Below are 25,137 nucleotides of genomic sequence, written 5' to 3'. Positions count from 1 at the left end.
TGTTACATGATTGAAAGACAAAGTACAGATGGCTTGAATACCCTTTCAAAGGATACGGCACGCCGCTATACTTTAATTATAAGTTGATAACGCTTTCGCACATAAGGAGGATCATATATGAAAAGAATGGTGAATGGTCTCCAAGCCTTTGGAAAATCATTATTTGCACCAATATTGTTACTGCCGATTATCGGACTTTTTATCGCTTTTGGCAATGTGTTTGGAAATGGAAATCTTGCACAATACATTCCATTTTTAGAGATACCTATTATTCAAAATACAGGCAAGTTTATTTCTGCTTCTGCTGTTTCTATCCTGCAGAACTTGGCATTAATATTTGCTGTCGGTATTCCGATCGGGCTGGCAAAAAAAGATAAAGGCTATGCTGCCTTAACAGGACTAGTTACTTTCGTCATCTTTATTAATGCCATGCATCAAGTCTTAAATCTCACGGGACGGCTTGTGCCGCTAGAATCCATGCAATCAGCTGGACAAGCAATGGTGCTGAATGTGCAAGTGCTTGAAATGGGTGTTTTCTCCGGCATTATGCTTGGGGCCCTTGTCGGAATATTGCATAACAAATATTGTGACATCGAATTTAAAGGTGTATTTGCTATCTACTCCGGCCACCGCTTTGTTGCAATTCTCGCCATTCCTAGTGCGATGATACTAGGTGCGCTGGCTGCAGAGTTTTGGCCATTCGCACAAAGTGCAATCACAACACTTGCTAGCGGCATCAAAAATCTTGGTGTTTTCGGTCTCCTTGTATATGGTTTTCTGGAAAGAATTCTTATCCCGACAGGACTGCATCACCTTGTTTATACACCGTTTCTTTATACAGAGCTTGGCGGTATTGCCCATATCGGCTCAGAGATCATCTATGGTGCGCGAAACATTTATTTTGCGGAAATGGCTGATCCCACTATTGAAGTATTAAGCAGTACAGTTAACTGGGATGCTCGTGGTCTTAGTAAAATGTTTGGCCTAATGGGTGCAGCCCTTGCGATGTATATGACTGCAGATAAAAAGAAAAAGAAAATGGCAAAAGCGATTCTCTTCCCTGCAGCATTCACATCCTTCTTATTAGGTGTGACAGAGCCGCTTGAATTCGCATTCCTGTTCACAGCACCTATCCTGTTCGTTGTTCATGCAGTATTAACAGGTACAGGCATGATGCTGCTTAGCTTATTCGGTGTCCATGCAATTGGTGCAAACGGATTCATTGACTTCCTGCTGTACAATCTTCCGTTAGGAACTACGAAGTCAAACTGGCCAATGTTCATCTTAACAGGCTTACTGATGGCTGCTTTATATTTCATCATCTTCCGCTTCCTAATCCTGAAATTAAATTTAAAAACACCTGGACGTGAAGAAGAAGAATCTGCTTCAGAAAACATAAAACAAGCAGAAACATTGCAAACACCTGGACAAAACAGCTCCCCTACTGCACTAGGTGCTACTATTATTGGAGCGCTTGGAGGCAGTGAAAATATAGAAAATGTAGATAATTGCTATACGAGGCTGCGCTTGATTTTAAAAGACCCAGATGCAGTCAATGAACAAGTTCTAAAGGAAACAGGCTCAAAAGGAATTATTAAATCTGGCAACAATGTGCAAGTTGTATATGGATTGAATGTGAAGAGTGTACGTGACCAAGTAGACCAACAATTAGGAGGATTATAACATGAAAAAATATATCTTAGCAGTTGCAGGCGGAGGAAGCACTTATACACCAGGCATTATTAGAAGTTTAATGGACAGACTGGAAGATTTGCCTCTATCAGAAATACGCTTCTATGACATTGATGGCCAAAGACAAGCAAAAGTGGTGGTTGCTGCAAAGGCTGTTATTGCAGAGTATACGGACTCTATCGTTGTTACAGAAACGACAGATCCGAAAACAGCATTCGAAAATGCAGACTTTGTTTTTGCTCAAATGAGGGTCGGAAAATATGCGATGCGTGAGCTCGATGAAAAAATCCCACTTTCTCACAATGTAGTCGGTCAAGAAACATGCGGACCTGGAGGTTTAGCATACGGTTTAAGAACCATTTCTCCAATGATTGAGCTTATTGATTATGTAGAGCAGTACGCGAAAGAAACAGCATGGATTGTTAACTATTCGAATCCTGCTTCCATTGTGGCAGAAGGTGTTCGCAAGCTTCGCCCGAAAGCAAGAGTCCTAAATATTTGTGACATGCCAGTTGCTACTATGCGTAATATAGCAGCAATCCTTGGTGTGGAACGGGAAGAGCTTGTTGTCGACTACTTCGGCTTAAACCATTTCGGCTGGTTCACTTCTATTAAAGTGGACGGTGTGGAGCGACTGAATGAAGTGAGAGAGCATGTTTATAAACATGGATTATTAACGGAGGATGTTTCTAAAATTGACTACCGTCATGCTGATTCATCTTGGATTAAAACATTTAAGAATATTAAATTGATAATGGATCATTTCCCTGAATATTTGCCAAACCCATACTTGCAATACTATTTGTTCCCGGATCATATTGTAGAAACATCCAACAAAGACTACACAAGGGCTAATGAAGTAATGGACGGCAGAGAAAAAACATTATTTGAAACAGTTGATAAATTTCAGGAAACTGGCATTTTAGAGGATTCCTTTGCAGTTGGTGTACATGGGACATTCATTGTGGATGTGACCGTATCAATCGCTCAAGATCTTGGTAAACGCTATTTAGTTATGACAGAAAATAATGGCACCATTCCAAACCTGCCACAAGATGCAATGATAGAAGTACCTGCATTCATTACAGCAGACGGACCTAAGCCGGAATTTGTCGGGGACATACCATACTTCTATAAAGCGATGATTGAACAGCAGCTCGCTTCTGAGAAGATTCTTGTAGAAGCAATAATCGAAGGGTCATACGAAAAAGCCCTTCAAGCGTTTACGCTAAATAAAACACTTCCGTCTGCCCAAACAGCTAAAGCAGTACTGGACGATTTAATTGAGGCAAATAAAGACTTTTGGCCAACATTAAAAAAAGAATATAAAGAAGGCTTACTAGTGTAAAATCTTCTTTCCATAAACTCCACTAGAGACCTAGTGGAGTTTATTAGTTTATTCACTTATGGAGCCTCTTCTTTCAAGTCCACATTGATCAATCTTTCTGTTCTTGTGTCAAACGTCAAATTAACCATGACTCCTACTTTCTTATCTTGCTGCTTTACAATTAACTTGAATTTTTCAATTGAAGTGCTTTTTTGCGTATCTTTTCCGATATGTTTATAGTCAATAATCTCACTGTTCGGATACTTTTCCTTTGTCTTTGTCATCGCTATCTGGCCCCATTTCACATAAGATGGGAGCTCTTTTTCTGCTGGGGCTGCCTGCGTATGAAATGAAAATAAACAACTGAGTAATGTTATACCAATAATGCTTTTGATCATTTTTTGCATGGGTATTCTCCTTTCTGCTTTTGTTTATTAGTAGTATGAAACAATCCAGCAAGCTTTATGTATGTTCATCTAATTAAATAGGTTAACTAAAAAATAAAATAGGTTGACATATATACAATCTCCCTTTATAGTAAATTTTAGTCAATATACATAATTTATAAAGGATGATTCTTATGAAAAAATGGAGAGCGATTGATATTACAATGGTAGCTTTGTTTGTGGCATTGATGGCAATTGGTGCAAATGTAACGAGCTTCCTAGTAATCGGAGGCGTACCTATCACCTTGCAAACATTCTTTGCGATTATGGCCGGTTTATTATTAGGCAAAAGACTCGGAGCTGTCGCCATGCTATGCTATATGCTGATTGGTCTTGCCGGATTTCCGATATTTTCCGGGCTTTCAGGCGGCTTAAGAATCCTTTTTAGTCCAACATTCGGCTTCATTCTCAGCTATATCTTACTTGCCTTTACAGTTGGCTGGATTCGCGAAAAAAACAGCTCATTAGCTGGATTCATTATTAGCAGCTTTGTCGGGTTAATCCTTAACTATCTTTTCGGCACGAACTGGATGTATTTTTCCTATAAATGGTGGGCGCAAGCGCCTGACAGCTTCTCCTATGCTGTTGCATGGAGCTGGATGCTCATACCGCTAATAAAAGATATTATCTTTACCGCAGTGGCAGGAATCATTGCTTACCGGTTAAACAACGCTTATTTCAAAAGAAGCAGCTTAAAAATCCATTAAATAGAAAAGCCGTGCCTTTCAGTTTACTAAAGGCACGGCTTTTCTTCTTTACAAACATATGTTTCTCTTTCGACAGAAACTCTGCAAAAGCGACTTAACATGAGAATTCTGTCATTTCTTGCGCTTTCCCAAGAAATAATTATTTCTCTAACAAGCTATCTAACATTAAATTCAAACGGAATGTCATAGCTGTCCAAGTTTTTAAACAACAGATGAACGGTCACTTCCCATTTCCCAGGTTTATTGAGCTGAAGATTATTAGATGTGTATTTCCCGTCTTCTGCCTTTTCAAGAGCGAAGGAAGTTTCCTGGTCTCCCTGCTTTAATTCGATTGTAATCTGTTCAGGATCCTCTAACGGATCTCTGTCATTATCAAATAGAGTTACTTCATACTGATTTTGGATTCCTGTTTTCTTTGGGGAGACAGTCAGACTCAAGTTCTCATTATAATCGATTTCTGCTTCTCCATAAAAAGGTTGATCAATCGGCAGTGTCGGTGTTTGCAATTGTGTAAAGACGCTTGTGATAACAAGCAGGAGCACACCAAGGACCATTTCTATTATGATTGTCTTTTTATAAAATTTCTGGCGGGAAAGCAAGGTTCTGCTGACAAGATGATAAGCCCCGAATCCGATCATTAATACAAAAATGCCAATTTTCACTAGCAAGGTGATTCCGTATGTCGTGCTTACTAGTGAATGAAAATCTGGGATGAGCAAGGAGCCGTTAACAGCCCCTGAAATAGCAAGAACTGCTACTGTGAACAAGGCCCACAGAGAATAGGACTGAAGTGTATTCCAGTACACATCATGCTGCTGCCCTTCTTTTGCAAAAATCCCTTCCTTCAAGAGAAAGATAGTGACGATAATCCCACCAAGCCAAATCGAAGCTGCTGTAAGATGGAAAAAGTCCATCAGAATCGCGACAGTTTCATATGGAGAACTCGATGGGTGTCCAATAAAAGCTTTGCAGACAACAATTCCTATAAAACTGATTAACGGCAAAATCCATAGCCTTCTTTTTAATAACTCGCCTTTTTTAAACACATAGATTACAGCAAGCAGCAGCACTATGTACAGAAGCATTTGAATAGCCCAAATAGTTCCTTCTTTTGTGCTTTTCAGTGTCTCAATCAGCAAGGACGGACTCCATGCCCGGAAGAAGGATACACCTGCATTTACTTGTGTCTGAATGATAATAAAGGACAGTAAGCTAATTCCAATCAGAGTCAAACCAGCTGCAGCAACTCGTTTTGATCTGATTCTGACCTTTTGTTCAAGTGCATCAGGTCTGAACCAAACAAGATAAAATAGAACAAGTCCCATAAAGACAGACAATCCAGTGTATAAAAATACTTTATTAATCGAAACACTCACCATACTGCTTGTATCTGCTGTATATTGCTGTTTTGGAAGCTCAACACCTTCAGGCAGCTCACCGATACTGAATGGAACGAGCCCGGAGATGGAATGTCCATCTGCCGATACGACACGCCATTCCATTGTATAGACATCATCTTTTAAATTTTCCTGTAAATCTACAGACAAGGTTTTATTGTTTACTTCCACATTTCCTTTATCGACTTTTTCACCAGCTGAATTCGTAACATTAAACACAGCAAAACCCGACTGTATTTTTTCATTGTATTCAATAGAAGCTTTCTTCGGTGCCTCGTCCAAGCTTTCATTTTCACTTGGATTTGAATTGACGATATAGGCATGTGCAGAAGCAATTGACACATTTATCATAAACAGAAGCATAAATGCTAGAAATACTCCAGAAAAATATTTAATTCTCATATTAGTCCCTACACTCCCTTTTAAATTGAAACGGCCTAACTTGTGCAGTTTTGCACTTAACCCCTATTATTATATAGTTTGCTAAACGTTGCGACAAACAAAAAGCAGCTAAATTTTTAAACAGCCTGTGTCAAACGGTAGTCTAAAATGACATATCATGCGGTTTCCAAGGAAATAAAATAAACTTGCCTTGTTTAAATAAAAGAAAAGGGGCAATAATGTAGATAATCTACTGAAGGAGGCAAGTTAATGGAAGTGACAATGAGTCTTGATGAAGTAATCACTGCAATTCAAGGTTTGCGTTCTAACGGAGAGCAATTAAACAAAAAGAAAATAAAAACAAGCCATCCAGATTTAATGAGGCATGCCCTTCATTATTTTCCTGATTGGAATGCTGCAGTAGAAAAAGCGATCTAATGTGCTGTTCCATCCTTTTTGTTTCATGTTCTTGTAGAGAAGCATAATATAACTTCCAAGAATTAACTTACATAATATTACAGTCTGTCGTCTTATTAGGCAGACTTCTTTTTAGTTTACATCCCATAACTAATGGATTGCATTGTATGTAGATTATTGGGAATCATGTATTTATAAAACAACTGCGGCTGTATACTGTTTTGGAACAATCAAGGAGAGGGTTAAAAAATGAAAGATTTTATTGGGTTGCTAAGGAACGGAAATAAATCGGCACTTTACGCAACAGTCATTAATACAGTGATTGCTGCTATTAAGGGGACAGCTTTCGGGCTGACAGGAAACGTTGCTATGTTTGCAGAAACCATGCATTCACTCGGAGATGCAGCAAACCAATTTTTTGTGTTTATCGGTTCCGCCTTAAGCAAAAAAGCACCGACCAAACGCTTTCCAGGAGGTTTCGGCAGATTGGTCAATCTCGTGTTGTTATTTGCCGTCCTGATTGTAGGCATCATGAGCTATGAAACCATTCGTGAAGGAATTGATCATCTTTTCCATCCAACAGAATCAACGGGTTTTTATCTCAACATTTCCGTACTTGCTCTAGCTGTTGTACTTGAGTTCTTTGTGTTAATGAAAGCTATGAAAGAAATAGTCGCCGAAGAAGGACTCTCTTCTAGAGGTTTAAGGCTATTTAAAGACAGCTTTCTATATTTAAAAAAAGCAAAACCAGCAACAAAACTCGTGTTTTTAGAAGATTTAGTAGCAACAGGCGGCGGTCTACTTGCGATGGCTGCTGTTATTATCGCACAAATCACTCCATTCTATCAGGCAGAAGGGCTTGCCTCTATCATTATCGGGATTTTCATGTTTTTTGTAGTTGGCCGAGTATTTCTTGATAACGCAGCGGGGGCAATTGGCGAAAGTGATGCTGAAATGGAAGGCAGAATCGGCATTATTGCAATGGCTGATCCAGATGTGCGTGACATTCAAGGTGTTTCTGTTTATAAAGAAGGCGAGAATTTCCATGTGGAGCTAAGCATTGAGCTCGATAGCAAATTAACCGTTGAACAAGCTGATTTAATCCGACACCGGATTGAAGATCAGATTATTAAAGAAAAAGGGGTATCAGACGTCATTATTGAGTACGATAAAGATGATGGCATTCTAAAATGGAAAGAACCTGACAATGAACAAAAAACTACATAAAAAAGAGGAAGGAACTCCTTCCTCTTTTACTTATCCTCTTTTACGGCCTCTTCAAATGGAGCGTAAAAAATCCCTTTCGGAGCTAATATATCCGTTTCTGTTTCCTCTTCTTGACCATTCACAGTATAAGTTCCTGCTGGAAAATAGTCATAAAAGCCAGATTCAATATGAAGCTGCACATAATATTCATCAAGCTCTTTCATTAATGCAATAAACTGGTCATTATCGAGCACCTCACCGAACTCATCAAGCTCGAAGTTCTCTTTAATCGCATCGAGGAGTTCTTCGTGGGAGTCCACTGTCACAAATAGATCAACGTCACAGCATTCCATACACAGCAAGACCTCTTCCCCTTCAATTTCTTTAAAAGAGTCACTAACTATATCTTTTAATATTTGATTAATTTTATCAGCATTTTTTAGAACCATTGTCGTTTTCAAAAAAAAACCTCCATGTATAGCACATGTAAGAAAGATAAATCATATCCGGGTATATAGTCAAGCAATAACCTAAAGACAGCAAATGCTACATGACAATTTCCTTCAATAGTCGGAAGGATTCTAGTCTTTCTTGATGATCAAACACGGCCGTATTGACGATAATTTCGTTTGCTTGTGTTTCATTTAGAAATGCCTCAAGCTTTTGGGCAACCGTTTCTTGAGTCCCTATAATAGAGGATTTTAATTGCTGCTGAACGACATTTTTTTCATAAGGACTCCAAACTTCATCCATGTTATCAACTGGCGGCTTCAGCTGTGTCGGTCTGCCTCTGATTAAGCTTAAAAATTGCTGCTGAGAGGAGGTAGATAAATATTTTGCTCTCTCTTCCGTTTCTGAAATGATCACATTCGCTCCAACCATGACATAAGGTTTTTCTAAGTCTTTCGATGGTCTGAAATGTTGGTGGTATATTTGTAGTGCAGGAATGGTATAATCTGGTGAAAAATGGCTTGCAAAAGCAAAAGGCAAACCTAGTTCCCCTGCCAATTTTGCACTGAATCCGCTTGAGCCGAGGAGCCAAATCGGAATATTCAATCCCTCACCAGGAATCGCCCGTACAGGCAGGCCTGTCTGTTCGTAAGGCTTTAAATAGTTCCTTAAATCCTCTAACATTTCCGGAAAATCACTGCCATCACCTTTCCCGCCTCGACGTAATGCATTTGCTGTTAGCTGGTCACTCCCTGGTGCACGTCCAAGCCCTAAATCAATTCTGTTTGGATATAATGATTCTAATGTCCCAAACTGCTCGGCAATTACTAGTGGTGCATGGTTTGGCAGCATGATGCCTCCGCTTCCAACGCGAATTTTGCTGGTGCCTCCAGCAAGATATCCGATCAAGACAGATGTGGCACTGCTGGCAATACCTGGCATACTGTGATGCTCGGCAACCCAATATCTGTTATATCCCCAATTTTCTGCATGCTGAGCCAAGTCTAAAGAGTTTCGAAAGGCATCGGCTGCTGTATTGCCTTCTGTTATCGGCGATAAATCAAGGACAGAAAATTTAGCATCTTTTAATGTTTTCATCATCGTTTCTGACCTCCTTTTACGTTCTATTTCACTATAGTATGTTTGCCTACCGAGAAGCAATTTTCCTGCTTACAGTATCTTACTTTAAGGTTTTAACATACTCCAATGTTTCTTGATGGTAAGGCTCCATTAAATATTCAATTGGCTGATACGGTGAAACAACGGGTACCTTTTTGCCGTTTATGATGCGAATAATCGGCTTCGCCTGTGATTTCGATGCTGCAATTTTCCAAACGCTGTCCCGTTTTTCCAATGATAAATCAATAATGCCTAAATGATTTCCCCAAAAACCAGCTTGCACCGCTGGCTTTTTATTAATCGTTCCAGCTTGGTGATTAATACCCTCTATATTTTTTTCGCCCTTTTTCGGAAACAGACTGTGAGAATGCCCGTACAATAAAACATCAATTCCTTCTACCTTGCTGACATCCACTACATTATTGCCTCGTTTATCCTTTAAGGCATCATCTGATTGAAGACCTGCATGAACAAGTGCAATGATAATATCAGCTCCCGCTTTTTTCATTATTGGTACAATCTCTGCAGCTGTTTCGCTCATATTCTTAATGATGAGATTATCTTTGAAGTATTCCTTGTCCCATTCGGCTGCAATGGGCGTAAGTAAGCCTATGACACCAACATTGATTGTTTCGACTGTTCCAGCCTCTGTCTTGATGGGATATGGCATGATTGTATAAGGATTAAAAAAATGCAGGTCATCCTCTGCCATTTGATTATGATCGTCAATATAAATATTCGCATTCACTACTGGGAAATCAGCTCCTGAAACAGTCTTTAATAAAAAATCCAGTCCATAGTTAAACTCATGGTTTCCCACTGTTGCTGCGTCATACTGTAATAAATTCATTGTTTTGTAAGCAGGGTGAATGTCTGTAACAGGAAGAAATGGACTTTTGGCGATAAAGTCTGCTAAAGCATTTCCTTTTATCATATCGCCTACATCAAATAACAAGGTATTTTCGTTTTGTGACCTGATTTTTTGAATAAGAGAAGCTGTTCTGCTTAAACCATACTCAATTGTCCTGTTATTATTTTTATAATCATAATCTAGAATATTTGCATGGATGTCGGTTGTTTGTAGTATTTTCAATTTAGCTTTAATTGGATTATGTAGTTCCTCTGCCTCTGAATGGTGAAATGGCAATAGCATGAACACCAGAGTCAAAAGAATAAATCGTCTTCTCACAGGCTGACCACCTCGGATGCTCTCATTTTAAGGGTATTTCCCTTATTCTTCTCCAAAACGCCCAAAACTACCCATACACTTTTATGAGCAGGTTTGAAGCTTGCTGAAATATGTCTACTATTAAGAGGTTTTGATAGCTTTTGTCTTCTTGCAGGAAATTAGCACTGCACTATGTAATTGGTAAGCATAGCCATTTATAAATTTATCTTTTTTTCTATTCAACCTACCTTAAGGAGTGTATAATATGAACATTTATTCTATTCATGAAGCATCTCAAAAGCTGACGACAAGTCCGAAAACATTAAAGCAATGGGAAAATAAATTTAAAGAGCTGCTAGTTATTCCTCGTACAAAAAACGGAGCACGTTTTTATACAGACAAAGAGCTTTCCCTACTGCTGGAAGTAAAGAATCTTTATGCTGAAAAGCGAAATACGACAGAAGTTAAAAAAACACTAAGTATGATTCTTCAGCCTAAGGAAGCAAAGCAAGAACAAGACGTGGCAATTAAAGAAATGACACCACCTGTCTTAGAAGAAGCTGCTGCTAATGAGATTCAAATCATTCATAATGATGATTTAATAACGAAAATAGACAGAAATACAGAGGATGATAATCAGCTTCAAGTATTGCTCTCGTCTTTAGAAACATATAAACAGGATTTTCTTCATGAAGTGAAGCAAGAAATACGCAACGGCATTAAACAAGAGGTGCTTGAAACAATCTCAACAGAAATACAAGCAGGCAAAACAGAAACGATTGAAAAACTGTCAAGTGCACTTGCTGACCACAAGGATGCTGCCAAAGAAGAGATGGAGCATATCGCAGAAATCGTACATACAAGCACACAAAAAACAACGGACGACTATGAATCCATTAAAACTAATATTAGAAAGCTGTCGCAAATTTCAAAAGCAGAAAGAAAAACCTATTCAAAGCAATGGACAGCAGCAACTACCTCTACTAAAGAAATTAAAGCAATGATGGATCATCTGTCTAAATCAAACAGTGAAATCAACAAAACGGTAGAGCAGCTTCATAAAAATGATCGGATGCTGATGGAGGCTATCCAAGTAGAGCGTGAGCAAATGTCTAAGGATATTAAAGACAGAGAAAAAAGCTTTCAGGAGCTTGTCCAGTCATTCAGACAAACGGCTGTAGCCGAACCTCCTAAAAAAACATGGTGGAAAATTTGGCATAAATAATGTTCTCTGTAACTTTTAGATCAGGAGCCCTCCTGGTCTTTTTCTATTTCTTGCCTTTATGTTAGAATGTTCTCATATGAGCATTTTCTAAAATTGACAACTGGAGGACATAATGGCAAATTTCCAAGCATTATTTCTAGATATTGATGGCACTATTCTGCAGCCTGATGACACGATGCAAGAGTCAACTAAAACCGCAGTCAAACTGATGAAGGAAAAAGGACTTGAAATATTCTTGGCAACAGGCAGACCGCTACATGAAATAGCAGATATAGGAGAAATATTAAAAATTAATTCTTTCATCGGCTATAATGGCGCTTTAGCTATTTACGACGGGCAAGACATTGTGAAAAGCCCAATGGATCCAAATTTAGTGGACTTATACATAAAAATCGCTGCTGAAAAAAACAATGAGCTTGTGCTTTACACAAGCAGCCATAATCTCCTCTCTAATCCAGACAGTGAAGTAACAAAGCAATTCTGCAAGAAATTCCATTTAAGAAGCAATAAGCAGTACACGGAAGATGAAAAAGCAAATATATTAGGCATTACGGTCATGAACTTGAACGAAGAGGATATTCATCTGTATGAAGGTTTCCCTGAGATTCATTTATCCCAAGTGAATATCGAAGGTTTTCGCCACTCCTATGATGTAATCAGTGACAAAGTAAATAAAGGAATGGCCATTAGTACCGTATTAAAAAGGCTGAATATCGATGCGAAGAACGCGATTGCTTTTGGTGATGGCATGAACGATAAAGAAATGCTGTCAGTTGTTGGCGAAGGCTTTGCCATGGGTAATGCTCATGAAAAGCTGTTTGCTTATGCAAAACATACCACTACCTCTGTAAGTGATTCTGGTATTTATAATGGCTTAAAAACGCTTGGTCTCATAGAAGAATAAGCAAAAAAGAGCGATACCCGAAATACAAGGTATCGCTCTTTTTTAGTCAACTTGCTCTGTTTCCGTTTCATTTTCAGCCATTACATTCGTTACCTTTTTATCGTAATAGCTTTCATTCATTTTATAGGAAAGTTCAAATGCAGGAGATGCTGCATTTTCTGTTTTAATCCAATAGAATCCTTCATTATGCGCAATTGAATCAAGTTCAAGCATAACGGTAAGTTCAACTGTAATTAAATTTTTTGTTTTCGTGATGGCTACTGATGGATTCGACGTTCTAGAAGGCTTATTCATCATTTTTTTGGCAAATAACACGGAAAAATACAATTCATTTCCGCTCTTGCTCTTCTTGTTCATTTTCAGCAAAAAGGAATCTCCCAAATCTACTAGCTTTTCCTTATCCATATCCGAAACGGACATGTTTAGTTTTATGTATTTGTTCTCTACTGGTGCAATATTAATTTTCGTAGCAGCCATTTGTATCCTCCTCTTTACAATCAACTGACACATTGCCATTTTACACATACTTTTTATTATATTACACTTAGGCAACATTTATGACAAAAAATTATCGTCACGTCATATTTTTATACTATAGTATAGCTGACAGTATTAATTCAAGTGGAAGATATCAAAAATATTGATTATAAAGGACATCTCCCAATGAAGATGTCCCTTTTTTAATTCATTGCACTTATTTTTTTACAAACATTTGAACCCATTCATGACCAGTTTCTTCAAAACCTACACCTATATGACTGAAATCTTTGCTGAGAATATTAGCACGGTGTCCCTCACTGTTCATCCATGCGTTAACGACTTCTTCTGGTGTTCTTTGTCCTTGGGCAATGTTTTCACCAGCTGACTTATACTTGATGCCAAAATCTCTCATCATGTCGAATGGTGATCCATATGTCGGACTTGTATGAGAAAAATAGCCTTTTTCATTCATATCTTGTGCTTTTACATTGGCTACATCATTTAATTCCGGATACGCTGTTAGCGCAGATAGTCCAGCTTTTTGTCTTTCTTTATTTGTTAAGCTAATAACAGCGTCCACGTATTCACTAGAGCCTTTATTTTCACCGGCAATTTCAGCTGCCTTTTTAGCTGACGGTTGTGCTGGTGCAGGCTGGGCAGGCGCTGGCTGTGATTGTTGGATGTTATTTGTAGTCGGATTTTGAGTCTTTTGATTCGCAGTTGCATTATTTGTATTAGCATTTGTGTTTCCATTTGCATTTCCATTCGGCACGGCACCGCGATTCACTATTCTGAACTCATATTTCGCATCCTGAATCTTAATCGGTTGTGTATGTGGATAACGGTTGCTGTTTGTGTCCGTTTTCAGGTTCGAAATCTGGCCTGTTTCGTTAATATTGTTGGTAGTATCCATATCATCAGGGTCTGGACTACAAGCTGCAAGCATACCTACAGCCATACTCATTGTTAAAACTGTTTTTAAAGTATTTTTTAGCATTGGAATTCTCCTTTCTTTTTATTTTTAGTTTCTCAATTTACAGGAGAAATACAGATGGTATTTTTGTGTAAATAATTTCGGTTCTGCAAACAGGAAATATTTAATATTTAGTGTATAATGGCGTTAGTAGCTTTTGTGGCTAGTATAAAATATTGCTAAGAGGTGTATCATGAAACAAATCAGTACAACAGAGGAATTCAACGAGATTATCAATAATGGCGAAACAAATATTGTTAAATTTTTCACGACTTGGTGCCCTGACTGCACAAGAATGGATATGTTCATTGGGGAGATCATCGAGGAAAATGCAGACAAAAAATGGTTCAGCCTCAATAAGGACGAACTGCCTGAACTAGCAGAAAAGTATGATGTTATGGGTATTCCAAGTCTGCTTGTCTTCAAAGACGGTGAAAAAATCGGCCATTTGCACAGCGCTAACGCAAAAACACCAGAGCAAGTGGAAGAGTTTTTAGCTCCATTTAAAAAATAAGTTAAATTAAGAAACAGCAAAGTGCAAACGAGTTTGCTACTAAATAACAGCATAATTGGAGACACACATTCAAACAGTGATTGGTGTCTCCTTTTTGTTGTCTTTTAAACTTTAGCCAATTATAAAAGAAAAGAATTGTTTTTTTTTTCTAAAATATAGTTAATAATGATGGAACTGTTTTTCAACGAGGCAACACCGTTTACTTAGGATCAAACAGAAAAAAGTGAGGTGAGCTTTTTGTGTTTACGTTACCAAGAGTATGGGGATAAGAACGCTTCATTGATGGTATTTTTGCACGGAGGTGGAGTAAGTAGCTGGATGTGGGATAAACAAACTCCATATTTCAGTCATTATCATTGCCTGACAATTGACTTGCCAGAACATGGGGAGAACGATTGTGAGTTGAATTTTTCCATTCAAACAAGTGCAGAAAAAATAAATGACTTGATAGAAAAAATCGCGAATGGTAAAAAAATAATCGTGATTGGATTTTCCCTAGGTGCACAGGTAACGATACAAATGTTAAGTATGAAACCTAATTTAATTCATTATGCGGTCATAAACAGTGCATTAGTAAGACCTAATTCTTTTGTTAAAAGAATGATTAAACCTACGATAAAATTAACCTTTCCTTTAGTTAGAAATCAATCTTTTGCAAAGCTTCAAGCGAAAGCACTTTACATTGATAAAGAGTACTTTGCAACCTATTATAAGGAAATTTCTCAAATGAAATCAGATGCTCTTGTTAGAATATTAGAAGAAAATATGTCATTTGAAATCCCTGAAAATTTCAAAAAAGCAAAGAGCAAAATATTAGTTTCTGTTGGTGAAAGAGAAAAGGCAGTAATGAAAAAATCAGCAACAGATATAGTATTAAATAATTCAAATTGTACTGGGATCATTATCCGAGACGTCGGTCACGGAGTATCCCTGTTATATCCTACTTTCTTTAATCAAATGATTGAAAAATGGATACAGGAGGATGCTTTGCCGCAAGACGTAATACCAATAAAGTAACAGCTTTGATATACACAAAAAAACGCTCAGAAAAATCTGAGCGTTTTTATTATATCAGCCTGTATTACGCAAGCCAGCAGCAATTCCATTGATTGTAAGCAGCACTTGATTCAGCAGCTCTGGATCTGGTGTTTCTTGATCACGCAGCTGTTTAATTAGCTCTACTTGGAAGAAATTCAGTGGGTCTACATACGGGTTTCTTCTATAGACAGATTCCTGAATCGTTGGTGTATGATCCAACAGCTCTTCCTCTCCAGAAATTTCAAGCAAAATGGCTTTTGTCTTATTATATTCTTCTTTAATGTTTTCATAAATTCTTGTGCCAATTGACTCATCTTCAACAAGTGATGAATATTCTCTTGCTGTTGTTAAGTCTGCTTTCATTAATGCCATTTGCAAATTATCGATTGTGGAACGGAAGAATGGCCATTTTTGGTACATTTCTTTTAAGATACCGATGTTGCTTGTGTTTCTATCTGCGAATTCATGAAGACCAGTTCCCGCTGCATACCATGCCGGCAATAGCTGGCGGCTTTGCGTCCAAGCAAATACCCATGGAATGGCGCGTAAATCTTCAAATGTTTGCTTGCTTTTTCGACTCATCGGTCTTGACCCTATTTTCAAGTTGCCAATCTCATTCAAAGGTGTTGCTTCTTTAAAATATGTCATAAAATCATCATCAAAGAACACTAATGACTGATATTTTTTCAACGAGATCGCAGAAATGTCTTCCATCGCTGTTTCCCATTTGTCTTTTTCCGTTTGGTCTAGCTCATTATTAGAGATATGCGCAAAAGCTTTCAGCAAGGTCGAAATAGCTTGCTCGAGACTGCGGAAGGCAATGTCTTCCAACAAGTAGCGAGAAGATAATACTTCCCCTTGTTCTGTAATTTTCACACCATCTCCAAGTGTCTCAGCCGGCTGGGACAAGATACTCTTGTTCAGCGGACCGCCACCCCTGCCGAGAGAACCACCGCGACCATGGAAGAACTTAAGGCCGATTTTATATCTGCTTGCCATTTCATGAATTTCTCTTTGTGCTTTATACAGCTTCCAGTTGGCAGTCAATGTTCCGCCGTCTTTACTTCCGTCAGAATAACCAAGCATAATTTCCTGCTGGTTCTCATGCTGGATTAAATGATTTTTGTAAACAGGCAGTTCAAACAGTGTTTGCATAATATCAGGACCTGCCACTAAATCATCGATTGTTTCAAGAAGCGGTGCCACATTTAAATGGCTTTCCACTGTACCATCTGCATGAAGACGGTAGATTCCTGCTTCTTTTGCAAGAACGAGCACTTCAAGCAAATCGCTGGCAGATTGAGTCATACTGATAAGATAGACTGTGATTGACCGCTTGCCGAATTTTTTGTGAGCATTGCGAATCATCTGGAAAGTTTTAATCATTTCCTGTGTTTGTGCAGAATAATCCTCATTTAATAACAAAATCGGTCTCGGGTCCTTCAAAACAGACTCAAGGATATTCATTTTGTTCTCTTCATCAAGGCTGCTGTAATCCTCGGCAATTCCTACTTTTTTCAGAATTTCCGAAATAGCTGCTTCATGCTCACCACTGTGATTGCGAATATCTAATGTCGCAAGGTGGAAGCCGAATAAACGCACTTGGCGAATTAATTTCTGTAAGTCTTTTTGTTCATGATCCTTCGGCTGGTGGATCACAAAGCTGTCCTGAATTAAGATTAAATCTTTCAGCAGTTCTTCAGAGTCAGTGTAGCCTTTCTCTGATTTCCCAGTAGCTTTCAGTCGCTCAATAATGACTGCAAACTTTCTGCGATATACTTCTGTTTCAACAGCCCATTTAGTGTCTTCATCTAAGTACAGCTGTTCCTCTTCCACGATTGATTGAATCAGCTTCGAGCTTACTTTGATTCTGTTCGTAGAATGGCTGAATCTTTTCATTAACTCAATGACTGCATCTGTATATTTTTTAAGAACAAGCTTATTTTGCTTATGAAGTGTTTGCCATGTCACTTCTGGAGTTACGTTTGGATTTCCATCTCGGTCTCCGCCGATCCATGAACCGAATGTCAGGAAGTTCGGCACATTCCAGTTGTACGTAGGATAATTCTCATGAAGAGCATCCTGTACTTCTTGATGAATCTCTGGCAATACATCAAACAATGTCTGATCGAAATAATATAAACCATTTCGAACCTCATCCATTACTGTCGGTCTCGTTAAACGGAGCTCATCTGTTTGCCACATAATCGTAATTTCCTCAAACAGCTCCTGATCAATTTGCTTACGCTCTTTTCTTGTAAGCATTGGATTATCAAGCTGTTTCAGAAGGCTTGCGATTCTCTTCTGAATTTCAAGAATAGACCGCTTTGTCGACTCCGTCGGATGCGCTGTAATAATCAGCTCCAATGATAAAGTATCAAGGACATTTTGAATAGCATCCTCAGTCAGGTTTTTACTCTTAAATGCCTGAATGGCACTTTCAATTGATGCAGGCTGAACAAGATTATTTTCCTGCAGCTGATATTCTCTTCTTCTTCTGATACGGTGATTAAGCTCTGCCACGTTCACTAAGTGGAAGTATTTAGAGAATGCACGGATAACCTGCCTTCTCATCGGTCTTTCTAGGTTTTCCATTTCTTTTTTCAGTTCTTGATATGTACCATCATTATAATTGTTGCGCAGTTCCTTCGCTAATTTACGGATTGTTTCGACTTTTTGCAAAAGTTCTTGCCCGCCATGATGCACAAGCACTTCACCAAGTATGATTCCTAGTCGCTTAACATCCCTGCGTAAGGATGAACTGCTTTCGTTAACTTTTAGTCTTGTTGTCATTAGATTACCATCCCTTAATCTAAATAATATTTATCGATTCGATATCTTAATCCTATCACTATTCTTTCAAAAATTCATTAAGAATTCGCAAGTATTAATAGATAGAAAAGATTAGTTTAATAAAATTAATCTAATTTTTGTATAGATCACACGGAAAATGGGAATAATTTCTTAGTTAACCGTTTTCAAACTTCACCATTTTTTGTATTATACCTTTCATTACATTATTTGCACATCAATTTGTCTTATACCAATAATTCTTGTTCGGGGAGTGTTTTTCCTTCTTTAAAGGAATCTTTTTCATTAGTAACTAAGTTTCTTACAGATGCAATGCTAATAATTACTATCTTGGTCTTATTTTTAGTAAAATTAACTTATGCTCAGCCAATATAATTAGAACAGGAAGTGTTAAATTGAGTAATCTTAAAGTTTGGTTTGATAAAGGAATGTCTTCTCATCAGTACATATCCAGCATGGAGGTGAATAAAGAGAATCTTTTAAAGGTTTATAATGAATTCTCTGTACCAGCACAAGATATGAAAAATCTGCAGGGTCTGCAATCAAAAGGAATGAAGGCTATAATTCTTAGTGCAGATTGGTGCGGGGATGCCATGGTCAATGTGCCTATCTTTTTGCGCTTAGCTAATGAAGCGTTAATCGAGACAAGATTTTTAATCAGAGATGATAATCTGGAATTAATGGATCAATTTTTGACAAATGGAACTGCACGCTCGATTCCAATTATCATCTTCCTCGATGAAAATGATGAGTTAATCGGCAGATGGGGACCTAGAGCAGAAATTATTCAAAAAGAAGTGGATGTCCTGAAAAAAGACGTGCCTGCTAAAGACTCTCCAGACTATGACGCTGCTTTTAAAGCATTCATAAAGGAAATGGTTCAGCAATTTATCAACAATCGTGAGTGGTGGACAATCATTAAAGATGACCTGATTCAAAGCCTATCATCCTTAGATAAGAAATAAAAAAACGGGGTTCTCCCCCGTTTTTTTAATGACTATGCATTTCTTTGTTAGGATTGTAAATAACAAAACCTGGCTCTGGCATATGGAAATATTGAATCCAGATACCGTCTAAGAACTCACTGTCTCGTGTATCTAAAAGGACCGCAACTTCTTTATCTGATTCTACCACTTCATCATTTTCTGTCTGCTTGTCCAGCTTAAGATCATAATGAGCATGGTTTCCATGATGTTCTGTTATGTATACACGCAGCATTTCACCTTCATCCGCTTTGCTCAGCATTTGTTTCATGACTTTCGCTGCATGTCTGTTTACTTTAACTTTCATTGTATTGCCTCCATCTTTCGAATGTTTTGTACGCCTCTATTGTAGTCCTCTAAACAGCTGTTTGCAAACAATCGGTACTGACATATAAAAAAACAGCCTGGCATACTGCCAGACCATTTTCTGTCTATTATGATAATGCACCGATTTCGGTCATTTCCTTTATCTTAGCCAAGTCTTTAGCATATAGCTCAAAACTTTCTTTATCCATTTTATCCAATGATTCATTTACCTTAAACTGAAGATAGTTGCGTTTTAATTCCATATCGATAATGGAAACGATTTTTTCTTCGTTAATGAAATCCTCCAGCTCCTGGACAAACATATATACAGTATAATCATTGATCATTACAAGCATCAGCCAACCTAGAGAATCAACATATTTCTTCTCATCTGTAACAGTAATAATATCCCCTTTATGTAAATCAATAAAAAATGTATGGTCAGGTCTAGGACAAGTACATTCTACCATATATTGAAACGGCTTAGTTACCAAGAATTGATTTTGCATATAATTACACCTTCCTAGCTCTTTTTTATTATCTGTTTTTTTGGTTATTCTCATTGTAAATGAAAATGATTATCAGTGTCAATTTATTTAAACAAAAAAATTCTCCTTTTAAAAAGGCGACAAAGAATTAGCAGTGAAGATATAAAAAACCTGAGTCTGATTTATAATCAAACTCAGGAGGTAGTCAAGATAATGGATAGATAACTAAGCTAATCAATCTTTTCGCTGTTTTAATACTACAGGAAGTCTATTTGGGTAAAATTGATTATTAATTTCTCTTAAAATAGAAAGATCACATTTAGGTTTGCGGTTATACGTAAGTATCCCATTTATTTCTTGTTCCACATCTGTTAACTGTGTATAACAGTAACCCCATAACCCTTTCGATTGGTAGACAGCCTCCATAATGCGCCGATAATCCCGGATATATTCTTCTACCGTTTCAACCGAAGTATAGCCCCAGCCTTTTTGATCATCCACTTTAAAGCCTATTCCTCCAAACTCTGTCAGCATAATTGGTTCGCCTTGATGAGAATATCCATTTGCATAAACTTGCCACTTACCGTGTGCATATGATAATAGATTTTCAACAGAAGAGAGTGCTTCTTTAAAATAACGATACTTATCCTTTTCATCATGATTTCCATGATTATAATTGTGAATAGCACATATATCTGTAGTAGTAGCTTCCCAGCCATCATTAGAGATGACAAGCCTCGTACCATCAATAGCATGCAGCATATGATACATTGTTTTGGAGAATTGTTGCTGCTTTTTGTCAGCGTGAATATTAGGAACTCCCCAACTTTCATTTAACGGAACCCAGGTGACAATGGACGGGTGATTATAATCTCGTTCTACTATTTCCACCCATTCCTTCATAAGCCTCGTAGCCGCTTTTTCTGTATACACAGGAGCAGAAGCACACTCACCCCATACTAAGAACCCTAAAGTATCCGCATAATATAAGAACAAGGGATCTTCTGTTTTTTGGTGCTTACGACAACCATTAAATCCTATCTCTTTCGCTAATTCAATATCTCTTTTAAAATCACTTGCTGAAGGTGCTGTCAATAATCCTTCTGGCCAATAACCTTGGTCCAGGACTAACTTTTGATAGTATGGCTTATTATTTAAAAACACCATCCCATTTTCACTATGTACTTTTCTATATCCGAAATAAGATTTTATAGTATCAAGTACGTGACCAGCATCATTAACCAATTCTATTTTTACATCAAAAAGGTTTGGATTTTCAGGTGTCCACGCAAAACCTGCATCATGGAAATTGGATCGAAATATTTTATTCTGCATGATATCAATTGCTCTTTTCACATTATGACTGTTTAACTTAATCTGATCCTCTGCAATCATGATATCTTTATAACTAATAGTGTAGTTTAAGAATCTATTTTCTTCTATTAAGTTCGTAAAATCACTGATAAGAAGATCTATCGATACCATGCCATGATCAAAATCAGAGGTGAACTTTACACTTTCAATATGTTCTTTATCAAGCTGCTCTATCCAGACTGTTTGCCAAATACCAGTAGAATTGGTGTACCAAATCCCCCTCGATTCCTTTTCCCAAAACTGTTTCCCACGAGGAATGGTTTCATCATCAAATGGATCATGCACAAAAACCGTGATTGTTTGTTTTCCCTTAACTAGCTTATCTGATATGTTAAAATGAAAGGACGTATGTCCCCCTTCGTGCTCTCCAACAAATTGCCCGTTCACATAAACTTTACAATAGTAATCCACTGCACCAAAGTGTAATAACGTCTCCTTATCATGTGGATGATTTAGTTCTATTTCTTTTTTATACCATATATATTCGTGAATTGTGCGGTCATTTATGCCGCTTAACTCCGATTGATAAACAAAAGGAACGTTTATTTCTCTAGTTAGTTTCTCCTGATTAGCATACTTTTCTTTCCAGCCTTCGTTCTTATCATCAAACTCGAATTGCCATTTGCCGTTTAAATTTATCCATTCAGATCGTACAAATTGAGGTCTTGGATACTCTGCTCTACTCATATTGCCTCCTACGGTTTCAGTCTTCTTGTATTTACTTCGCTTACTCTGCTGACAGATACTTTTGGCTTTCGATCAATAGTAAGCAGCCCATTTAGTTCCTGTTGTACATCTGTGAGCTGTGTATAACAATAGCCAACCACATAGTCTAAATCCTGAATCGCATAATGAATTTCTTCAAATCGTTTGAAAAACGCTTCCTCATCCTTCACTTGATTCCCATAACCCCAGCCTTCTTCTGTTTGGAAAGCAATCCCGCCAAATTCAGAAATAATGATCGGCTGACCTTTATAGGCATAATTTTCAGCAAACGGATAGAAATCTTTGTTGAATTGCATCTTATTTGATAAAACATGTTCTTTATTTTCATAGCGTTTCGTAAATGCTTTGCCGAATTCTTCATAATCATGAAGCGTAATAATATCAGAAATGGTATGCTCCCAGCCGTCGTTCGTTATCACAGGGCGCATTTGATCATAAGTTTTCGTCATATAATAAATACTTTCGGTAAATGCTTGTTGTTTCCTATTTACATGAATATCGTGAACTCCCCAAGATTCATTGAAAGGAACCCATGTAATAACACTAGGATGATTGTAGTTTTGCTTCACAATTTCCATCCATTCTTGCGAAAAGTTCTTAACTGCTACATCATTAAATGCATACGCAGAGCCCACTTCTACCCATACTAGCAACCCATATTTATCTGCTAAATATAAAAAGCGAGAATCCTCTACCTTTTGATGTTTTCTAACTCCGTTATATCCAAGCTCTAACACTTTTTGTATGTCTTCCTCTAAAGCTTCTGTACTCGGCGGCGTCATATCAGAATCCTGCCAGTAGCCTTGATCTAGAATAAGGCGTTGATATAATTCTCTATTATTAAGCAGTATCTTATTTCCTTCTATTGATATCTTTCTCATGCCAAAATAAGAATGCACTGTATCAAGTAATTCGTTGCCTTTATATAAATGAAGCTGAAGATCATACAAATGAGGGTTCTCTGGACTCCAAGGTTTCATGGTCCAAGGATCTTTTCTTTCCAGCACACTTCCCTGCAGTGAAGCAGAACCATCTATTATATTTGCAGTAAAAGAATTAATAAACCTTCCATCAAAAAGAATCTTTGCTTCTACACGATATCCATCTGATTCAATCGGAAGATTTTTTGTATCTATTTCAATCTGAATTTCTTGTTCATCAAATAAAGGAGTGATTTTTGCATGCTCTATATAAATAGGAGAAACATATTCAAGCCAAACTGATTTCCATATCCCTGTAGTTTGTACATACCAGCATCCAAAGTTCTCCTCTCGCCACCTCTGCTTTCCTCTTGGCTGAGAACAGTCCTTTGAATCATACACTTTAACACTCAATTTATTTTCACCGATATGAACTTTCCCCTGTAAATTTACTGAAAATGCATGATAACCGCCTTGATGCTGTGCAGCAAGCTTACCATTTACATATATAAACGCCTCATAGTCTACTCCTTCAAAATGAAGAATAGGGTGTTTCTCTAAATCCTTTATATTAAATGTTCTTTCATACCAAACTATTTCATGATGTTCTGTTTGATGAATGCCACTTGCCTTTGTTTCATAAGTGAAAGGCACTTCAATCACCGTTCCCTTAGGAAACTTTTCATACCACTTATTTTTTTCACCTTCTTTCTCATCGTCAAAGGCGAAATCCCATTTGCCATCTAAGAAAAACCATTCCTCTCTTCTAAACTGAGGATTAGGATGTAATTCATTCATTAGTTTATACCTCCAATATGTTGATTACTTTTCATCATTAACTTCTTGATAGACTTGTTTTTAGCCAACAGTATCATCCCAGCAGACATGTATAAGACAACACTGATGATATCCATAATGATGTAGCTCATAGCTCCACATACTAAAAACCACACTGCCACTTTTACATGAACTTGATCATCTTTAATATATTTTTTTGCACAGACCAAGTTAAACATGCCGACTCCGATAAGAATGGATCCAAATATTGCGATAAATATATAGATACTTCCAACAACTGATTCCAATGCTTTCATATAAGCAAAGCTCGTGTTTTCAATTAGATTTGCACCTTCTACTTTTTTCAAAGTTCCATACACTAAGATCGTAAATAAACCATCAATTATCTGCCAAATCCCAGCTATTCTCACTAAGTTTCTTTCCAATCTTCTGTTCATTAACCTTTCACTCCAGCAGATAGAGACATAGAATCTAAGAAATACTTTTGAGCAAATAAGTAAAGAATGAAGGTTGGAACAATCGCAACAATCGCTCCTGCCATTAATAAAGTAGGCTGCGCCTGATACATCCCTTGAAGCAATTGAAGCCCTGGTGTAATCGGCATTTTTTCCACATCATTAAACACGATTGATGGCCATAAAAAATCATTCCAAGAACCAGTAAAAGAGAATAAGGAAACGACTAACAGCACTGGTTTAATTAAAGGGAGAATTACCCTTGATAATATTTGAAAATCATTCGCACCATCCATTCTTGCTGCTTCATCAAACTCTGTTGGTATATTATTCATAAATTGTCTCACTAGGAAAATATTAAAAACGCCAGCAGCTCCAGGAACGATCATGGCGATTGGAGAATTAACCCACCCTAATAGATCAATAATTTTATAAAGGGGAATTAAATTTACTACTGCCGGAAACATCATCGTTGCCATTAAAAACGCAAACAATCCATGCTTTCCTCTAAAATTTAATCTACTAAAAGCAAAGGCAGAAAGTGTAACAACAAGTAATACTAATAAAGTGTGAGAAATGGAGATAAATAAGGAATTCGTAAACCAGCGCACTAACGGCGTACTTGCATTATCTACTAAAAGAGAGGTGTAATTGGATAGCACCCATTCGATTGGTAGAAATTTAAACCCAACAGATTGTAGTTCAATTTCCGATTTAAAAGAAGTTACGATTCCCCATACTAAAGGTATAACCCAAATAACTGACATCGCGAGCAAAAAGACAAATGCAATGATTTTTGGAAATGGATTAACTCTCTTTCCACTCATTTCAA

At 37.5% G+C, this 25,137-nt stretch carries 24 protein-coding genes; 10 read left to right on the top strand and 14 right to left on the bottom strand.

Annotated features, from left to right (window positions below; all coding sequences use genetic code 11):
• The first annotated feature begins 117 nt into the window (after positions 1–117).
• Both LXM54_RS03595 and LXM54_RS03590 read left to right on the top strand, forming a co-directional pair.
• Positions 118–1,683, top strand: a complete 1,566-nt coding sequence (locus LXM54_RS03595; RefSeq protein ID WP_233313720.1) for a PTS transporter subunit EIIC — start codon at positions 118–120, stop codon at positions 1,681–1,683.
• Position 1,684: 1 nt separating this feature from the next.
• Complete coding sequence (locus tag LXM54_RS03590) at positions 1,685–3,040, top strand: 6-phospho-alpha-glucosidase (protein WP_233313719.1); 1,356 nt, start codon at positions 1,685–1,687, stop codon at positions 3,038–3,040.
• 56 nt (positions 3,041–3,096) lie between these two features.
• Here the strand turns inward: LXM54_RS03590 and LXM54_RS03585 are convergent, their stop codons facing one another.
• A complete protein-coding gene (locus LXM54_RS03585) occupies positions 3,097–3,426 on the bottom strand; it encodes a DUF3889 domain-containing protein (protein WP_233313718.1) in 330 nt (109 codons plus the stop codon).
• Between the two features lie 173 nt (positions 3,427–3,599).
• Here LXM54_RS03585 and LXM54_RS03580 point away from each other — a divergent pair, with 173 nt between their 5' ends.
• Entirely contained in the window at positions 3,600–4,172 is a 573-nt protein-coding gene (locus LXM54_RS03580; RefSeq protein ID WP_233313717.1) for a biotin transporter BioY, read from the top strand.
• 155 nt (positions 4,173–4,327) lie between these two features.
• Here LXM54_RS03580 and LXM54_RS03575 read toward each other — a convergent pair whose 3' ends face one another.
• The gene (locus LXM54_RS03575; RefSeq protein WP_233313716.1) at positions 4,328–5,971 is read right to left on the bottom strand and encodes a copper resistance protein CopC; all 1,644 of its coding nucleotides are present in this window, start codon (positions 5,969–5,971) and stop codon (positions 4,328–4,330) included.
• A gap of 249 nt (positions 5,972–6,220) precedes the next feature.
• On the opposite strand from LXM54_RS03575, the gene LXM54_RS03570 reads away from it, so the two are divergent.
• Positions 6,221–6,388, top strand: a complete 168-nt coding sequence (locus LXM54_RS03570; protein ID WP_233313715.1) for a hypothetical protein — start codon at positions 6,221–6,223, stop codon at positions 6,386–6,388.
• A gap of 228 nt (positions 6,389–6,616) precedes the next feature.
• Positions 6,617–7,594, top strand: a complete 978-nt coding sequence (locus tag LXM54_RS03565) for a cation diffusion facilitator family transporter (protein WP_233313714.1) — start codon at positions 6,617–6,619, stop codon at positions 7,592–7,594.
• A gap of 26 nt (positions 7,595–7,620) precedes the next feature.
• Here the strand turns inward: LXM54_RS03565 and LXM54_RS03560 are convergent, their stop codons facing one another.
• From LXM54_RS03560 to LXM54_RS03550, 3 genes are all read right to left on the bottom strand, one after another.
• Complete coding sequence (locus LXM54_RS03560; protein WP_233313713.1) at positions 7,621–8,034, bottom strand: hypothetical protein; 414 nt, start codon at positions 8,032–8,034, stop codon at positions 7,621–7,623.
• An 85-nt stretch (positions 8,035–8,119) separates the two neighbouring features.
• The gene (locus tag LXM54_RS03555) at positions 8,120–9,124 is read right to left on the bottom strand and encodes an LLM class flavin-dependent oxidoreductase (protein WP_233313712.1); all 1,005 of its coding nucleotides are present in this window, start codon (positions 9,122–9,124) and stop codon (positions 8,120–8,122) included.
• Positions 9,125–9,203: 79 nt separating this feature from the next.
• Complete coding sequence (locus tag LXM54_RS03550) at positions 9,204–10,331, bottom strand: metallophosphoesterase (protein ID WP_233313711.1); 1,128 nt, start codon at positions 10,329–10,331, stop codon at positions 9,204–9,206.
• Positions 10,332–10,575: 244 nt separating this feature from the next.
• On the opposite strand from LXM54_RS03550, the gene LXM54_RS03545 reads away from it, so the two are divergent.
• Positions 10,576–11,535, top strand: a complete 960-nt coding sequence (locus LXM54_RS03545; protein ID WP_233313710.1) for a MerR family transcriptional regulator — start codon at positions 10,576–10,578, stop codon at positions 11,533–11,535.
• A 112-nt stretch (positions 11,536–11,647) separates the two neighbouring features.
• On the top strand, positions 11,648–12,439 hold the full coding sequence (locus tag LXM54_RS03540; RefSeq protein ID WP_233313709.1) for an HAD family hydrolase: 792 nt from the start codon (positions 11,648–11,650) through the stop codon (positions 12,437–12,439).
• 42 nt (positions 12,440–12,481) lie between these two features.
• On the opposite strand, the gene LXM54_RS03535 is transcribed toward LXM54_RS03540, so the two are convergent.
• Positions 12,482–12,916, bottom strand: coding sequence for a hypothetical protein (locus LXM54_RS03535; RefSeq protein WP_233313708.1), 435 nt, complete (start codon positions 12,914–12,916; stop codon positions 12,482–12,484).
• Between the two features lie 217 nt (positions 12,917–13,133).
• Complete coding sequence (locus LXM54_RS03530) at positions 13,134–13,916, bottom strand: CAP domain-containing protein (protein WP_233313707.1); 783 nt, start codon at positions 13,914–13,916, stop codon at positions 13,134–13,136.
• Between the two features lie 169 nt (positions 13,917–14,085).
• Here LXM54_RS03530 and LXM54_RS03525 point away from each other — a divergent pair, with 169 nt between their 5' ends.
• Both LXM54_RS03525 and LXM54_RS03520 read left to right on the top strand, forming a co-directional pair.
• Positions 14,086–14,406, top strand: a complete 321-nt coding sequence (locus tag LXM54_RS03525; protein WP_233313706.1) for a thioredoxin family protein — start codon at positions 14,086–14,088, stop codon at positions 14,404–14,406.
• A 237-nt stretch (positions 14,407–14,643) separates the two neighbouring features.
• The gene (locus LXM54_RS03520; protein WP_233313705.1) at positions 14,644–15,423 is read left to right on the top strand and encodes an alpha/beta fold hydrolase; all 780 of its coding nucleotides are present in this window, start codon (positions 14,644–14,646) and stop codon (positions 15,421–15,423) included.
• A gap of 54 nt (positions 15,424–15,477) precedes the next feature.
• Here the strand turns inward: LXM54_RS03520 and ppc are convergent, their stop codons facing one another.
• Positions 15,478–18,237 (bottom strand): phosphoenolpyruvate carboxylase, encoded by a 2,760-nt coding sequence (gene ppc, locus LXM54_RS03515; protein ID WP_233313704.1) that lies wholly within the window; start codon positions 18,235–18,237, stop codon positions 15,478–15,480.
• Positions 18,238–18,650: 413 nt separating this feature from the next.
• On the opposite strand from ppc, the gene LXM54_RS03510 reads away from it, so the two are divergent.
• A complete protein-coding gene (locus tag LXM54_RS03510; RefSeq protein ID WP_233313703.1) occupies positions 18,651–19,220 on the top strand; it encodes a thioredoxin family protein in 570 nt (189 codons plus the stop codon).
• A 25-nt stretch (positions 19,221–19,245) separates the two neighbouring features.
• On the opposite strand, the gene LXM54_RS03505 is transcribed toward LXM54_RS03510, so the two are convergent.
• The 6 genes from LXM54_RS03505 to LXM54_RS03480 form a co-directional block, all read right to left on the bottom strand.
• Positions 19,246–19,545, bottom strand: a complete 300-nt coding sequence (locus LXM54_RS03505; protein WP_233313702.1) for an iron-sulfur cluster assembly accessory protein — start codon at positions 19,543–19,545, stop codon at positions 19,246–19,248.
• A 127-nt stretch (positions 19,546–19,672) separates the two neighbouring features.
• Positions 19,673–20,053: a hypothetical protein gene (locus LXM54_RS03500; protein WP_233313701.1), complete on the bottom strand. Its 381-nt coding sequence runs from the start codon at positions 20,051–20,053 to the stop codon at positions 19,673–19,675.
• A gap of 213 nt (positions 20,054–20,266) precedes the next feature.
• Positions 20,267–22,093: a glycoside hydrolase family 2 protein gene (locus LXM54_RS03495; RefSeq protein ID WP_233313700.1), complete on the bottom strand. Its 1,827-nt coding sequence runs from the start codon at positions 22,091–22,093 to the stop codon at positions 20,267–20,269.
• A gap of 8 nt (positions 22,094–22,101) precedes the next feature.
• Positions 22,102–23,850, bottom strand: a complete 1,749-nt coding sequence (locus tag LXM54_RS03490) for a glycoside hydrolase family 2 protein (protein ID WP_233313699.1) — start codon at positions 23,848–23,850, stop codon at positions 22,102–22,104.
• Complete coding sequence (locus LXM54_RS03485; RefSeq protein WP_233313698.1) at positions 23,850–24,287, bottom strand: hypothetical protein; 438 nt, start codon at positions 24,285–24,287, stop codon at positions 23,850–23,852. The genes LXM54_RS03490 and LXM54_RS03485 overlap by 1 nt, the downstream gene beginning before the upstream one ends.
• Positions 24,287–25,132, bottom strand: a complete 846-nt coding sequence (locus LXM54_RS03480) for a carbohydrate ABC transporter permease (protein ID WP_233313697.1) — start codon at positions 25,130–25,132, stop codon at positions 24,287–24,289. Before LXM54_RS03480 ends, LXM54_RS03485 begins: the two co-directional genes overlap by 1 nt.
• Positions 25,133–25,137 lie beyond the last annotated feature (5 nt).

Origin of the sequence: Bacillus sp. Au-Bac7, from assembly GCF_021341655.1 — a bacterium.
Classification (GTDB): Bacteria; Bacillota; Bacilli; order Bacillales; family Cytobacillaceae; genus Niallia.
This window is presented reverse-complemented; position numbering and strand designations above follow the sequence as displayed.